The following is a 14,237-nucleotide window of genomic DNA, read 5'->3' as shown; positions in this document are numbered from 1 at the left end:
GTCTGTCAGAGTCGAAGGACAGCACGAATCGGAGATCGACGCGATGGAGATGTGGCCATGGGAAAAGACCGAGATCGGGATCCCGGCGGTCGCGCCCGACAGGCTCGGCCGCGTGACGAACTGGGTCGCCCGCTGCCGTACGGTGCGGCGGGCGTCGAGCCGGTGCCCGAGGAGCCGTTGCCACCGCACGAGACGATCGCATTCGCGCGGCGGCTGCTCGAGGACGGCCGGCCGTTCTCCGCGCACGAGGTGTTCGAGACGCGATGGAAGTCCTGTCCGGTCGAGGAACGTCCCCTGTGGCAGGGGCTTGCCCAGCTCTGCGTGGCGCTGACGCATCATCGACGCGGAAATGCTGTCGGTGCCCGCCGCCTCCACGATCGGGCCGCCACGCGACTCGTCGAGTACGAGAACGCCGGCGGAGTGAGGTACGAGATGGATCTGAAGGCGATCCGCGACTGCGTGCTCGACGAGATCGACGAGTCCGAACCGACCTGAGGTGGCCCGGCCGAGTGTCATCGCCGCAGGGCCGAGTTGTCGGACCCGTATGCGAACATATGTTCTATGTGGATCGAGCGCCGGGAGCGCCAGGAGGCGACGATCCTGCATGCCGATCTCGACTCCTTCTACGCATCGGTCGAACAGCGCGACGATCCGTCCTTGCGCGGACGTCCGGTGCTGGTCGGCGGGGGAGTCGTGCTGGCCGCGAGCTACGAGGCCAAGGCCAAGGGGGTGCGGTCGCCGATGCCCGGGCACGAGGCGCGCGCCCTCTGTCCGGACGCCGTGGTGGTGCGTCCCCGGTTCGATGCCTACATGGAGGCCAGCCGCGAGGTCTTCGACATCTTCCACGACACCACTCCGGTCGTCGAGGGAATCTCGGTCGACGAGGCGTTCCTCGACGTCGGCGGTTTGGGCCGGATCAGCGGCACCCCGCACGACATCGCCACGACGATCCGCGAACGCGTACGGGACGAGGTCGGGTTGCCGATCACCGTGGGCGGCGCGCGCAGCAAGTTCCTGGCCAAGGTGGCCAGCGCCGTCGGCAAGCCCGACGGTCTGCTGATCGTCGCGCCCGGCACCGAACTCGCCTTCCTTCATCCTCTTCCGGTGCGTCGGTTGTGGGGCGTCGGGCCGGTGACCGAGGCCAAGCTGCACGACGCCGGGGTCGAGACGGTGGGTCAACTCGCCGAGATGGGTGAGCGGTCACTGAGTGCGATCGTCGGATCAGGAGCGGGTCGCCACCTCTTCGCGCTCTCGTTGGCGCAGGACCCGCGTCGCGTAGAAACCGGAAAGCGCCGTTCGTCGATCGGTTCACAGCGTGCGCTGGGTCGCCGCCCGAAGTCCGAAGCCGACCTCGAGGCGACCATCACCGCGATCGTCGAACGTCTCGGCAGGCGACTCAGGTCCGCCGAAAGGGTCTGTCGCACAGTCATTCTCCGGCTCCGCTTCGACGACTTCACCCGCGCGACCAGGTCGCGCACCCTGGTCGAGGCCACGGACCGCACCGACCTCATCATGGCGTCGGCGCGCGGCCTCCTCGCCGACGCGATGCCGATCATCCATGAGCGCGGCTGCACCCTCGTCGGGTTGTCGCTGACCAATCTCGACGACCACGACAACATCCAGCTGACGCTGCCCTTCGACACTGATCATGCCGAACAGCTCGACGCCACGATGGACTTGTTGCGGGATCGCTTCGGCCGGGACTCCGTCACCCGGGCCGTACTCATCGGCCGTCATCACGGCGACGACGCACCGATGCTCCCCGATTAGGAATCTCGTAGAGAACATGCGCGCCATGTCCCCACGCTTTCTACCGATCGCGGAGGTGAGCAAAACGCGCGAAACGATACTTATGCGCTCAAGCGTGACTGTGTCGACGTCTGCCCCAACACTTCTGATGTGGCCACCGAAATGTGGTCGTCCTCACATCCACATCAGAATCGAGCTAGACAATGTTGGTAGCACTCGGCCTCGGAATGGTGGCCACCTTCATGGTCCTGATCATCACCAAACGGGCCACGCCCGTGGTGGCGCTGATCCTCGTCCCGGTTGCGTTCGGCCTGTTCGCGGGAGCCGGCCTCGACATCAGCGACATGATCACCGACGGCATCAAGGACCTCGCACCCACCGCGGCGATGCTGTTCTTCGCGATCATCTTCTTCGGGATCATGATCGATGTCGGGCTCTTCGACCCGGTGGTCCGCCTCGTCATCCGCGCGGTGCACGACGACCCGGCCCGGCTCGTCGTCGGCACCGCGGTTCTGGCGATGGTCGTCTCGCTCGACGGTGACGGGTCGACGACCTTCATCATCACCACCGCAGCGCTGCTGCCGCTGTACGTGAAACTCGGTGTCAGCCCGGTGGTCCTGACCGTCGTCGCCGGTCTCGCCAACGGCACCATGAACATCCTCCCGTGGGGTGGTCCCACCGCCCGCGCCGCGAGTGCGCTCAACATCGACACCAACGACGTCTTCGTCCCGATGATCCCTGCGCTCGGCGCCGCGCTGGTCGTCGTACTCCTCTTCGCCTACCACCTGGGAGTCCTCGAACGTCGCCGCATCGGCACCCTCGAGATGAAGGAGTCGCTGCTGGCTCCGCGTGAAGAGGTCCTGGTCGCCGCCGGCACCGGCACGACCCTTCCGCCGACCCCGCCCCGACGCAGCACCGGCGGATCGTCGGAAATCGATTCGACGGCAACGGGTTCCGAAGCCGACGAGACCCCGGGTCGTGACCAGTCGTTCTCCGGCGTCCTCGACCCGAACCGGGAAACGCTCCGGCCCAAGCTCTTGTGGCTCAACGCCGGCCTCACCGTCGCCCTGCTGGCGATCCTCGGCGCCGACATCCTCGCCATCCCCGTGCTGTTCATGGTCTTCGCCGGCATCGCCCTCGCCGTCAACTTCCCGCACGTCAAACAGCAGCAGGCGGCCATCACCCGGCACAGCTCGAGCATCGTGTCGGTGGTCGCCATGGTCCTCGCCGCCGCGGTGCTGACCGGAGTGTTCAACGGCACCGGCATGGTCGACGCCATCGCACACTGGCTCGCCGACGGCATCCCCGACTGGATGGGTCCGCACATGGCCGTCGTCATCGGCGTCCTGTCGATCCCGTTCACCTTCCTGATGAGCAACGACGCCTTCTACTACGGTGTGCTGCCCGTCCTGTCCGAGACCGCGACGCGCTATGGCATCGACCCAACCGAGATGGCTCGCGCGTCCATCACCGGTCAGACGGTCCACATGCAAAGTCCGCTGGTCCCGGCGATCCTGCTGCTCGTCGCGCTGGCCGGCGTCACCCTCGCCGACCATCACAAGAAGGTCCTGTGGCGGGCGACGGTGGTCTCCCTGGTCATGCTCGGTGCGGGTGTGCTCGTCGGAGCCATCCCGTTCTGAGCGAATCGATGTCGGTGGCGGCGCTGCATTCAGCGCCGCCACTAGGCTGACGTCATGCGTTTACGGACGCAGGTGCTGCTGCTGCAGCTCGCTGTCCTCGCGGTCAGCCTCGCGGTCGGGTTCGGTCTCGTCATCGCCGGGGCCGACGATCGTGTCCGCGACGAGTACGCCCAGCGAGCCCTGGCGATAGCTCGTTCGGTGGCCGCCGACACCGGGGTCCGCGTGGCGGTGGCGGCTCAACAGGGTCGAGCCGTGGAAGCGGACGAGCTCGTCGACGGCCCGCTGCAACGCCAGGCGGCCGCGGTTCGGGAACGGACCGGCGCATTGTTCGTCGTCATCGGCAACGACCAGGGCATCCGACTCGCCCACCCTGAGGTCGCGGAACTGGCGAAACCGGTGTCGACCGACCCGTCGAAGGCGCTGGCCGGCTCCGACGACGTCGCGACCGACCGGGGCACCCTCGGCGAGTCCGTCCGGGCGAAGGTCCCGATCTTCGACCCCGGCGGTCGCATCGTCGGCTTCGTCAGCGTCGGCGTCTCGACGGAACGGATCGCGAAGGAAACGCGCAGCGACATCATCGCCACGACGCTCCTCGCGCTGACCGCACTGGGCATCGGCGCACTCGGATCGGTCATGCTGGCCCGGCGCTGGCGCAAGCTCACCCTCGGCCTCGAGTCCGACGAACTCGCCGAACTCGTTCGTGAACAGGGCGCGGTACTGCACGCGATGGCCGACGGAGTGCTGGCCGTCGACGCCGACGGCATCGTCCGGGTCGTCAACGACAAGGCCCGCGCGCTTCTCGACATCGACGCTCCGGTGGGGACGAAGGCCGCCGACCTCGGACTCACCCCCCGCATCGCGGCCGTTCTGGCCACGCCCACCGACGAGCCGCTCGCCGCCACCGTCGGCGACCGCGTCGTCCTGGTCAGCTCCCATCGGGTGCACGCCGACGGTCGCGACCTCGGCATGGTCCTCTCGGTCATCGACCGCACCGACGTCGAAGCGCTCAGTCGCGAGGTCGACTCCATCCGGTCGATGGGCGCCGCCCTCCGCGCTCAGCGTCACGAGACCGCCAACCGAATGCATGTCCTTGCCGGCCTCCTACGCCACGGCCATGCCGACGAAGCGCTCGACTACCTCGAAGAGCTGTTCGGGAGCGGCCCCGGCGGCGCGCTGCTCGCCGGACTGGGCAACGTCCGCGAACCCCACCTCCACGCCTTCCTCGACGCGAAAGCCGCCCACGCGCGGGAGCGTCGCGTCACGCTCCGCCTCGGCGACCAGACCTGGCTGCAGGGCACACTCACCGAACCCGTCGTCGCCACCACCGTCGTCGGCAACCTCATCGACAATGCACTTGAGGCAGCAAGCGGGCAGGCCGACGGGATCGTCGAGGTCGAGCTGATCGCCGACGGCGACACCCTGTTCGTATCGGTCGGCGATTCCGGTCCGGGAATCTCCTTCGACGATCCCGACGAGGTCTTCGCCGAGGGAGCGACCACCAAACCCGGCGACCACGTGCCCGGTGGTCGGGGGATGGGCCTGTCCCTCGCGCGGCAGGTCGCACGCCGGATCGGGGGAGACCTGTGGGTTGCCGACCCCGGTGGCGAACGGTCGCCGACACCGGAGCATGATCCGCCTGGCGCACTCTTCGTCGCCCGGCTTCCGGGCGTCATCGCGCCCGTGGAGTCCGCCGAGGGAGTGAGCAGCAATGAGTGAGGATCTGGGGGTCCTCATCGTCGACGACGATTTCCGGGTTGCCGCACTGCATTCGACGATCGTCGACGCCGTGCGCGGCTTCAGCGTCCGGGCACGAGTCGGCAGTGTCGCCGAGGCGCGCCGGGCATTCATCGATCATCCCGACATCGACCTCGCACTCCTCGACGTCTACCTCCCGGACGGATCCGGCATCGACCTGGTCGCCGAACTCGACTGCGACTGTTTCATCGTCGGCGCCGAGACCGACGCGGCCGCCGTCCGGACCGCGATGCGCGCCGGTGCGCTGGCCTACCTGATCAAGCCCTTCGACGACGCCGACCTCGCTCGTCGTCTCGCCGGCTACGCGCAGTACCGGCGCGTCCTCAGCGGCGAGAACGTCGACCAGCATGCGGTCGACGCCGCGCTGTCCGCCCTGCGCTTCGGCACCCGCGCGGTGGAGCGGTCGGAATCCGGGTCGCCGACGGAGCAACGCATCCTCGACCTCTTCGTCGATCCCGACACCGCGCTGTTCGCCGACGACGTGTCGCGGGCGGTCGGGATCGCCGCACCGACGGCTCGTCGGCATCTGGCCAATCTCGTCGCCGCCGGTCGACTGCGGATGTCGCTGCAGTATGGAACCACCGGCCGACCCCGCCAGGAATATCGGCGCCCCAAATCGTGACCAGATAATGCCGCGGGCGGGGTACGCCGCCGACCTCGCGCACTAGAGTGTCAACCCATGACGACGCAAGTAGACGCCACCAATCCCGATCTGGTGACGGTCGGTGTGCCGACGCACTGGTACAACCTCGCCGCCGAGCTCGAGACACCGATTCCCCCGCACCTGCACCCGGGCACCAAGGAGCCGGTGGGCCCCGAGGACCTGGCCGCACTGTTCCCCAGCGGGCTCATCGCGCAGGAGGTCTCCAGCGCGACCTACATCGAGATCCCCGAGCCGGTCCGCGAGATCTACAAGATGTGGCGTCCGTCGCCGCTGATCCGTGCCCGCCGGTTCGAGGAGGCGCTCAACACCAAGGCGCGCATCTACGTCAAGTACGAGGGTGTCAGCCCGGTCGGCAGCCACAAGACCAATTCCGCTGTCGCACAGGCCTACTACAACAGCATCGACGGCGTCACCAAGCTGACGACCGAGACCGGCGCCGGCCAGTGGGGCAGCGCACTCGCCTTCGCCGGCGCGCAGTTCGGGATCGACGTAGAGGTGTGGCAGGTCCGCGCCTCGTACAGCTCGAAGCCGTACCGCGGCTTCCTGATCCGCACCTACGGCGGCACCATCCACCCGAGCCCGTCGGACCTCACCGAATCGGGTCGCGCGATGCTCGCCAAGGATCCGAACACCACCGGCAGCCTCGGCATGGCCGTCAGCGAGGCGGTCGAGGTGGCCGCCTCCGACCCCGACACCCGCTACGCCCTGGGCAGCGTGCTCAACCACGTCGTGCTGCATCAGAGCGTCATCGGCCAGGAGGCCGTCGAGCAGCTCAACGCCGTCGAGGCCGGCGGCGCGGACGTCGTCTTCGGTTGCGCCGGAGGCGGTTCGAATCTCGCCGGTCTCTCGTTCCCGTTCCTCCGGGAGAAGCTGCACGGACGGTCGAACCCGCGCGTGGTCGCCGCCGAGCCCGCTGCCTGCCCGTCGATCACGCAGGGCGAGTACCGCTACGACCACGGGGACGTCGCAGGCCTCACCCCGCTGCTCAAGATGCACACGCTCGGAATGGATTTCGTTCCGGACCCGATCCATGCCGGTGGTCTGCGCTACCACGGCATGGCGCCGGCGCTGAGCCACACCGTGGAGCTCGGACTGGTCGAGGGCGTCGCCATCACGCAGCACGACGCCTTCGCCGCGGGCGTGCAGTTCGCCCGGGCGCAGGGCATCGTCCCGGCCCCGGAGTCCACTCACGCGATCGCGGCCTGTGCTGCCCACGTCGCCGACAGTGACAAGGAAGAGGTCGTGGTCATCGGCCTGTCCGGCCACGGCCAGCTCGATCTGCCCGCCTATGCGGAATTCCTCGACGGCAACTTCTGATCGTGACCCCGGCGATGCGGACGGTCGGTGTCGACCTGTCCGCATCGCCGGCCAAGACCGCGGTCGCGGTCCTCGACTGGTTCGACGACCGGACCGAGCTGGTGGACCTGGTCGTCGGAGCCGATGACGCCGAGATCCGACGCCTCGTCGACGGCGCCACGCGCATCGGGATCGACTCGCCGTTCGGCTGGCCCGATGACTTCGTGGAATTCGTTGTCGCACATCACCGCGGCGGTTTGGTTCCCGGCCGCAAACTCGACGACATCGCCAATCGACGCCCGCTCGCGCTGCGTCGTACCGACCGGTGGATCGCCGAATCCGGCCTCGGCCGACCTCTGAGTGTGTCGGCAGATCAGATCGCCCACGTCGCCTTCCGCTGCGCGGGACTCCTCGCCGACCTGGGCGTCGAGGATCGTGTCGAGGGCTGGGCCGTCGAGGCGTATCCCGCCGGCGCACTCAAACGCTGGGGACTGACCTCTCGTGGTTACAAGCGCGCAGCCGATCGAACCGTGCTGACCGAACTCGTCGATGCACTCCGGACTGCAGCACCGTGGCTGGAGCTCGGCGAGCGAATCGGTCAGATGCGGAGCGACGACGACGCATTCGACGCCGTCATCACCGCGTTGATCGCCCGCGCTGCGGAGTTGGGCTCCACGACGCTTCCCTCCCCGGACGACCGGCCGGTTGCGTTGCGCGAGGGGTGGATTCACGTCCCGGACGGTGAGCTGGACACCCTCACCCCAACGACTTCCGCATCAGCACGCGTGGGAATCCGTTCAGTACCGAGCCGGTGTCGGCGGCCTTGGTGAAGCCTGCCTTGTCGAACAGTCCCCGGGTGCCGACGTACGCCATGGTGAGATCGACCTTCTCGCCGTGGTTGTCGACGGGATACCCCTCGATGGCCGGCGCCCCGTTCGACCGGGCGAACTCGACCGCGCCGTCGAGGAGCGCATGTGCGATCCCCCGCTTGCGGTGGCCCGGTCGGACGCGGATGCACCAGACCGACCACACCGGGAGGTCGTCGACGTGCGGGATCGTGCGGCTGGTCGCAAAGGTCGTGTCCGCTCGCGGTGAGACCGCCGCCCAGCCGACCACGTCCTCGCCGTCGTCCGTCGACTCGTAGGCGAGGACGCCGAGTGGAATGCCGCTGTCGCACAGTTCCTTCACGTACTCGCCGCGCTGTTGGCGGACCAGCGCCTGATTCTCCTTGCTCGGAATGCGGTAGCTGAGACACCAGCACACGTTGGAGGTCGGCTTCTTGGGGCCGAGAATCGTCGCCATGTCGGCGAAGACCGTCGCGGGCCGGACGTCGATCGTCATGCGTCCCAGCATCACAACCGTCGCCGACGTGGCGCAAGGGCCAGAACCTGTCCGCGATCAGCGTCGGATGCGCGGAGCGGACCGGTAGACCGTACGGAACCAGATGGTGGTGAGGATGTCGATCGCGGTGTCGTCATCGGGGATCGACCCGACCACGCCTCCGCGGACGGCGAGCCAGGACCAGCAGGAGGACTCGAGCGTGTTCACCAATGCCGACGCGAGTGGCTCGAGGGGGAGGCCGACGTCGTATCCGGCGCGTTCCGCGCTGTGCAGACCCGCCAGCACCTGTTTGATCCCCGACGCCCGGTTGGCGTGCCAGCGATCCCGGAACTCGTCGTCGAGCATGGACATCTGGAACAGGCCGATGATCTCGGGCAGGTATTTCTTGTAGGTCGTCCAATAGGCGGTGACCGCGGCACGCACGCCGGCTTCGGGATCGCTGTGTCGTGTCGCTAGGGAACCCTCGACCACCTCGTCGCTGAACTGATCCAGCAGTGCCTCGAGGAGCTGATCCTTGTTGTCGTAGTAGTTGTAGAACGAGCCGGTGGAGCGTCCCGCGGCCTCCGCGATGTCGGAGATCTTGGTGTTCAGATAGCCCTTGTCGGCGAAGCAACGCCGCGCCGCGTCGAGAAACGCGGCCTCGGTCTGACGTCCCTTGTTCGTCGGCGGCACCGAGTACTCCTTCCGGGGACTGATCAGTTCATCGAACCACGCATTCACGTTGGTCGGAGAAGGTCCGGATGAACGGTGTGGTCCTTGTCATATTCTGAACCTGAATCTAGCATCAGAAAAGCTGCACGGGAACCGTCGGGGAGTGTTCCCGTGCAGGTGATCGCGCCTGCCCGTCGCTCTCCCGATACTCACACAGGAGTCAGCCAGTGGAATCGTTCATCCAGCACCGGAAAGGTCGCACACCGCGACAGGTCCACCGCGACCTCGAGGGCCTCAAAGACGACGAGCTCGGTCGTTACGGGTTCACCGGACGCACTGCGCACCTCTACCGCCGCAACGATCCGACGCAGTTCCGCGCGGTCGGGACGCACACGGGCGTCGACCGGTTCGTCACCGAGCTGACCCCGACCGACCAGATCGACCCGTCGGGTGAGCCGCTGCTGATGTTCTACAACGACGACTGCCGCATCTCGCTGAGTCGTCGAGGCCAGGCCGCGCCGTTCTGGTTCCGCCCGGTCGACGGCGACGAGCTGATCTTCGTCCATGAGGGCAGCGGTTACTTCGAGACCGAGTTCGGTCGGCTGCCCTACCGGCCGGGCGACTACATCTACATCCCCAAGGGGTGCACGTATCGGCAGATCCCCGACGACCAGTCCCTGCTGCTGATCATCGAGGCGGTCGACGAGTACCGGGTGCCGGAACCGGGCGTCCTCGGACGGTTCTTCCCGTTCGATTCGTCACTGGTCGGCGTCCCGGAAGCCGAGGTCTTCGAGGGCGACGGACGCGACGAGTACGAGGTCCGCTTCCGTCAGCGCGAGGGACAGACGACGCTGTTCTATCCCTTCCACCCGCTCGACGTCGAGGGCTGGCGCGGAGATCTGTTCCCGTTCACGTTCAACATCTCCGACTATGACGTCATCACCTCGGAGTCGGTGCACCTGCCGCCGACCGTGCACCTGTTCATGCAGGCCACCGGGGTGTATGTGATGAACTTCTTGCCGCGCCCGGCCGAGGCCCGCAAGGGTGCCGAGCGCCTGCCCTGGTATCACCGCAACACCGATTTCGACGAGATCGCGTTCTTCCACGGCGGCAGCCTGTTCGGCGCCGGCATGCCGCCGGGATTCATCTCGCATGCGCCGCAGGGCATCCACCACGGCATCCCCGAACGCGCCCGCGAGCGGTCGCGCCGCAAGTTCGACGAGTTCGACCGCGTGGAGTGGAAGGTCATCGCGATCGACACGCGTCGTCGTCTCATCGCGACCCCCGTCATGACCGAGTCGACGCAGGCCGAGGTCCAGGAAGAGGCACAGGTATGACGTCACCGAACACGTTGCCGCGCCACGAATACGAGCGCATTCCCTACCTCGTCGTCTTCGACGACACGTCGGCGTACAAGGACACCTATGGCGGTGTCACCGAGAGCGTCGTCCTGGAGAGCTACCTCCTCAAGCCGGTCGGCGTGGCGTCGAAGAACGTCATCATCTTCATGCACCCGATCGGCGGTGGTGCCTACCTGCCGATGACCAACGCGCTGGCCCGCGCCGGGCATCACGTCATCTACTGCAACAGCCGGTATCGCGGCGTCGACAGTGCGCTGATCATGGAGAAGGTCGTCCAGGATCTCGGCGCCTGCGTGAAGGACGCCAAGGAGCGCCTCGGCTACGAGAAGGTGATCCTGGCCGGCTGGAGTGGTGGCGGTGCGCTGTCGCTGTACTACCAGCAGCAGGCCCAGCATGCGACGGTCACCGAGACCCCGGCGGGCGAACCGCCAGACCTCACCCGGCTCGACCTCCCGGCCGCGGACGGCATGATGCTCCTCGCCGCCCACGTGTCGCGGCACGGGACGCTGACCGAGTGGATGGACCCCTCGATCCTCGACGAAACCGACCCGGAGAAGCGCGATCCCGAGCTCGATCTCTACAACCCGGCCAACCCGAACCAGCCGCCGTACACCGCGGAGTTCCTGGAGCGGTACCGGGCAGCGCAGATCGACCGCAACCGCCGGATCACCGCGTGGGTGAAGGAACAACTCGCCGACCTTCGCGGCCGTGGCGAGCCGCTGATGGAACGCGGTTTCATCGTCCACGGCACCATGGCCGACCCCCGGTGGCTGGACCTGTCCGTCGACCCGAGCGGCCGCAAACTGGGCTGCTACCTGGGTGATCCGCGCATCGTCAACATGGGTCCGGTCGGCCTGGCGCGCTTCACGACGCTGCGAAGCTGGTTGTCGCAGTGGAGTTATGACGACGCCCACGGCGACGGTCCGCGCTGCGCCGCCGATCTCGAGGTCCCGACCCTCGTCATCGGCAACTCGGCCGACAACGCGTGCACGCCCAGTCACACCCACCGACTGTTCGACGCCGTCGGACACCCCGACAAGACGCTGCACACCATTACCGGTGCGACGCACTACTATTCGGGGCGCGAACAGATCCCGCACCTCAAGGAGGCGGTCGGCATCATCACGGGCTGGATGGGTGAGCGGGGTTGGGCCAACTGATCACCGGGTTCTCTGAGATCCGCCCTGAAATGCGCCCCTGAGATCCGCCCCCGGAATGCGCCCTCCGTAGCGCCGCCGGCGACATAGTGTCATCGAGTCGGTTGTGGAAGGTCTATTCCAGGGGCGGTTTCCAGCGGAGTTATCCACAGCCCCCGGGACGCCACGCTCGATCGAGTCCCCAGCACCTGACACTGAACCGATGGACTACGACCAGCTCATCGAGCGCTTCGGGGGTGTGGTGTCGACCCGCCAGCTGCTCGAATCCGGAGAGACCACGCCGGATATTCGACGTGCCGTCGAAACCGGTGCGATCCAACGGATTCGGCACGGATGGTTTCGGGTTTCCGATGCCGACCCCGACGTGGTTGCGGCGGTGGCCGACCACGCCGTCGTGTCGTGCGCGAGTGCGCTGCTCCGCCACGGATTGTGGATTCCCGACCATCCCGTCGAGTCCCATGCGCGCGTGACGCGGTACGAACGACGTCGGTCCCCCGACCGTTGCCGACGCCACGGCCGCCCGACTCCGGCTCTGGCCGCCGTCGACGATGTCGCGACCGCACTGCAGTACGCCGCACGGTGCTTCGACGAGGAGGGCTTCGTCATCCTGTGTGACTCCGCACTACATCACGGCAAGCTGACCCACGACGATCTCCGTTCCGAGTTCCGACTCGCCCCACTCGCGATCAAGAACGCAATCGAGAGGTGCAACCGGCTCGCGGCGTCGGGAACCGAGACGGCGGCACGCCTGAGGCTGAGGAGTGCCGGGCTACGCGTCGAGGTGCAGCATCACGTGCCCGGGGTGGGTTGGATCGACCTGCTCGTCGGTGAGCGGCTCGCGATCGAACTCGACAGCCGGGCCCACCACACCGGCGAGGAGGACTACGAAAGCGACCGCGTCAGGTCCCGCAAGCTCATCCCGCTGGGCTATCTACCGATGCGACTCACCTACGCGCAGGTGTTCAGCCACTGGGAGGCCACGTACGCCGACATCGCGGCCGCGGTCCGGAAGGGGTACCACCGCAACCGCGCCGCCGCCGGAAACCGCCCCTGAAATCGACCCCTGATCTCCACCCTCCACAGCCCGCCCGACGACACTATGTCGCCGCCGGCACCGCCACCGAGGGTGCTTTCCAGGGGCGCTTTTCGGTGCGGGCCGCCGGGCATGACCCGCAAGCCCTCAGCCGAGCAGCTTCTTCTGCACCTTGCCCATGGCGTTGCGGGGGAGTGAGTCGACGAACCGGATCTCGCGGGGGCGTTTGTGGTTCGACAGTTCGCCGGCGACGAACTCGATGAGCTCGGTGTCGTCGACCTCGTCGGCCACCACATACGCGACGATCCGCTGGCCGAGATAGTCGTCGGGGACGCCGATCACCGCGGTTTCACGTACGGCCGGGTGCGCGAGGAGCACGGTCTCGATCTCCCCGGCGCCGATGCGGAAGCCGCCGGACTTGATGAGGTCGGTGGACCGGCGTCCGACGATGCGGTGCATGCCGTCCGGGTCGATGACCGCGACGTCGCCGGTGGCGAAGAAGCCGTCGTCGAGCCAGGATTCGGCGGTCGCGTCGGGTCGGTTGAGGTAACCCGACGCCATCATCGGTCCGCGGACGTGGAGGTCGCCGACGGATTCGCCGTCGTGGGGCACGTCGGCGTCGCCCTCGCGAAGGCGAGTCTCGACTCCCGCGAGGGGAAGTCCGACCCAGCCCGGGCGACGCTCGCCGTCGACCCGGGTGCTGACGGTGATCAGGGTTTCGGTCATGCCGTAACGTTCGACGATCTCGTGACCGGTGAGTTCGCGGACACGGTCGAAGACGGGAACCGGCAGTGGGGCACTGCCGGACACGAGAATGCGTGCGCTGGAAAGCGTTCGGGCGGCTTCGGGATCGGCGCCGACGCGACTCCACACGGTCGGGACCCCGAAGAACATCGACGCACCGGCTTCGGCGGCGGCGGCATACCCCGCCGCGGTCGGCTTCTCGGTGTGGATCAACCGGCCGCCTCGGCGGAGCGGCCCGAGAACGCCGAGGATGAGCCCGTGAACGTGAAAGAGCGGAAGGCCATGCGCGAGTGTGTCATCGGCGGTCCACAGCCAGGCATCCGCGAGTGCGTCGAGTCCCTCCGCGATGGCCTGACGGGTGATCGGCACGCCCTTGGGGAGCCCCGTGGTGCCGGAGGTGTAGAGGATCAGTGCCGTCGAATCGGCGTGGGGTTCGGGATGCCGATGCCACGACTTCGCGTAGCGACGGACCGGGACCACCGGCAGTGTGGCGTCGGCCGGCCCCTGTCCCAGCCAGGCCTGTGCGCCGGAATCGGCCAGGATGTGGGCGAATTCGCGCGGACCGGAGTCGGGCGGCACCGGGACCACCGGCACACCGGCGATCAGACCGCCGACCACCGCGAGAACGGTCTCGACCGTCGGCTGCGCCAGAACCGCGACGGTGCGCGCACCGGCAATCCGTTCCGCGACAGCGGTGGCCGCACCGACCAGGTCTTCCCGCGACAGTCGATCCTCACCTATCCGGATCACTTCGGGATCGTCCGGGGCAGTGGGGGTCAACGTCGGCAGGAGCACCCTCTCACTGTGCCACGACCGGCGCGCCGTCCCGTGGACCCGGCGCGACCT

At 67.6% G+C, this 14,237-nt stretch carries 13 protein-coding genes; 10 read left to right on the top strand and 3 right to left on the bottom strand.

The window, feature by feature from the left end; translation table 11 throughout:
* The first annotated feature begins 57 nt into the window (after positions 1-57).
* The 7 genes from PWF70_RS23170 (at position 58) to PWF70_RS23140 (ending at position 7,934) form a co-directional block, all read left to right on the top strand.
* Positions 58-495 carry a DUF309 domain-containing protein gene (locus PWF70_RS23170; protein WP_075863116.1) on the top strand — a complete coding sequence of 146 codons (438 nt, stop codon included), beginning with the start codon at positions 58-60 and terminating at the stop codon, positions 493-495.
* Positions 496-561: 66 nt separating this feature from the next.
* The gene (gene dinB, locus PWF70_RS23165) at positions 562-1,770 is read left to right on the top strand and encodes a DNA polymerase IV (RefSeq protein ID WP_035753959.1); all 1,209 of its coding nucleotides are present in this window, start codon (positions 562-564) and stop codon (positions 1,768-1,770) included.
* 182 nt (positions 1,771-1,952) lie between these two features.
* Positions 1,953-3,389: a CitMHS family transporter gene (locus PWF70_RS23160; protein WP_035753961.1), complete on the top strand. Its 1,437-nt coding sequence runs from the start codon at positions 1,953-1,955 to the stop codon at positions 3,387-3,389.
* Positions 3,390-3,443: 54 nt separating this feature from the next.
* Positions 3,444-5,105, top strand: a complete 1,662-nt coding sequence (locus tag PWF70_RS23155; protein WP_286352782.1) for an ATP-binding protein — start codon at positions 3,444-3,446, stop codon at positions 5,103-5,105.
* Positions 5,098-5,766, top strand: a complete 669-nt coding sequence (locus PWF70_RS23150; protein ID WP_042376037.1) for a response regulator — start codon at positions 5,098-5,100, stop codon at positions 5,764-5,766. Before PWF70_RS23155 ends, PWF70_RS23150 begins: the two co-directional genes overlap by 8 nt.
* Positions 5,767-5,823: 57 nt before the next feature.
* Complete coding sequence (locus tag PWF70_RS23145) at positions 5,824-7,125, top strand: TrpB-like pyridoxal phosphate-dependent enzyme (RefSeq protein ID WP_005197711.1); 1,302 nt, start codon at positions 5,824-5,826, stop codon at positions 7,123-7,125.
* A gap of 14 nt (positions 7,126-7,139) precedes the next feature.
* The gene (locus PWF70_RS23140; RefSeq protein WP_286352992.1) at positions 7,140-7,934 is read left to right on the top strand and encodes a DUF429 domain-containing protein; all 795 of its coding nucleotides are present in this window, start codon (positions 7,140-7,142) and stop codon (positions 7,932-7,934) included.
* Here PWF70_RS23140 and PWF70_RS23135 read toward each other — a convergent pair.
* Together PWF70_RS23135 and PWF70_RS23130 are read right to left on the bottom strand one after the other, a co-directional pair.
* Positions 7,861-8,445 carry a GNAT family N-acetyltransferase gene (locus tag PWF70_RS23135; protein WP_035754043.1) on the bottom strand — a complete coding sequence of 195 codons (585 nt, stop codon included), beginning with the start codon at positions 8,443-8,445 and terminating at the stop codon, positions 7,861-7,863. The genes PWF70_RS23140 and PWF70_RS23135 overlap by 74 nt on opposite strands.
* Before the next feature lie 57 nt (positions 8,446-8,502).
* Positions 8,503-9,117: a TetR/AcrR family transcriptional regulator gene (locus PWF70_RS23130; RefSeq protein ID WP_006361081.1), complete on the bottom strand. Its 615-nt coding sequence runs from the start codon at positions 9,115-9,117 to the stop codon at positions 8,503-8,505.
* Between the two features lie 206 nt (positions 9,118-9,323).
* Between PWF70_RS23130 and PWF70_RS23125 the strand changes: the two genes are divergently transcribed.
* The 3 genes from PWF70_RS23125 (at position 9,324) to PWF70_RS23115 (ending at position 12,668) form a co-directional block, all read left to right on the top strand.
* Positions 9,324-10,433 (top strand): homogentisate 1,2-dioxygenase, encoded by a 1,110-nt coding sequence (locus PWF70_RS23125; protein ID WP_042376035.1) that lies wholly within the window; start codon positions 9,324-9,326, stop codon positions 10,431-10,433.
* Positions 10,430-11,617, top strand: a complete 1,188-nt coding sequence (locus PWF70_RS23120) for an alpha/beta fold hydrolase (RefSeq protein ID WP_035753969.1) — start codon at positions 10,430-10,432, stop codon at positions 11,615-11,617. Before PWF70_RS23125 ends, PWF70_RS23120 begins: the two co-directional genes overlap by 4 nt.
* Positions 11,618-11,816: 199 nt before the next feature.
* Positions 11,817-12,668: a type IV toxin-antitoxin system AbiEi family antitoxin domain-containing protein gene (locus PWF70_RS23115; RefSeq protein WP_042376033.1), complete on the top strand. Its 852-nt coding sequence runs from the start codon at positions 11,817-11,819 to the stop codon at positions 12,666-12,668.
* Positions 12,669-12,794: 126 nt separating this feature from the next.
* Here the strand turns inward: PWF70_RS23115 and PWF70_RS23110 are convergent, their stop codons facing one another.
* The gene (locus PWF70_RS23110; RefSeq protein ID WP_035753971.1) at positions 12,795-14,186 is read right to left on the bottom strand and encodes an acyl-CoA synthetase; all 1,392 of its coding nucleotides are present in this window, start codon (positions 14,184-14,186) and stop codon (positions 12,795-12,797) included.
* Positions 14,187-14,237: the final 51 nt, after the last annotated feature.

The organism is Gordonia sp. Swx-4, from assembly GCF_030316175.1.
Lineage (GTDB): Bacteria > Actinomycetota > Actinomycetes > Mycobacteriales > Mycobacteriaceae > Gordonia > Gordonia alkanivorans.
Note: the sequence above shows the minus strand (reverse complement) of the source record. Positions and strands in the feature narration are given on the sequence as shown.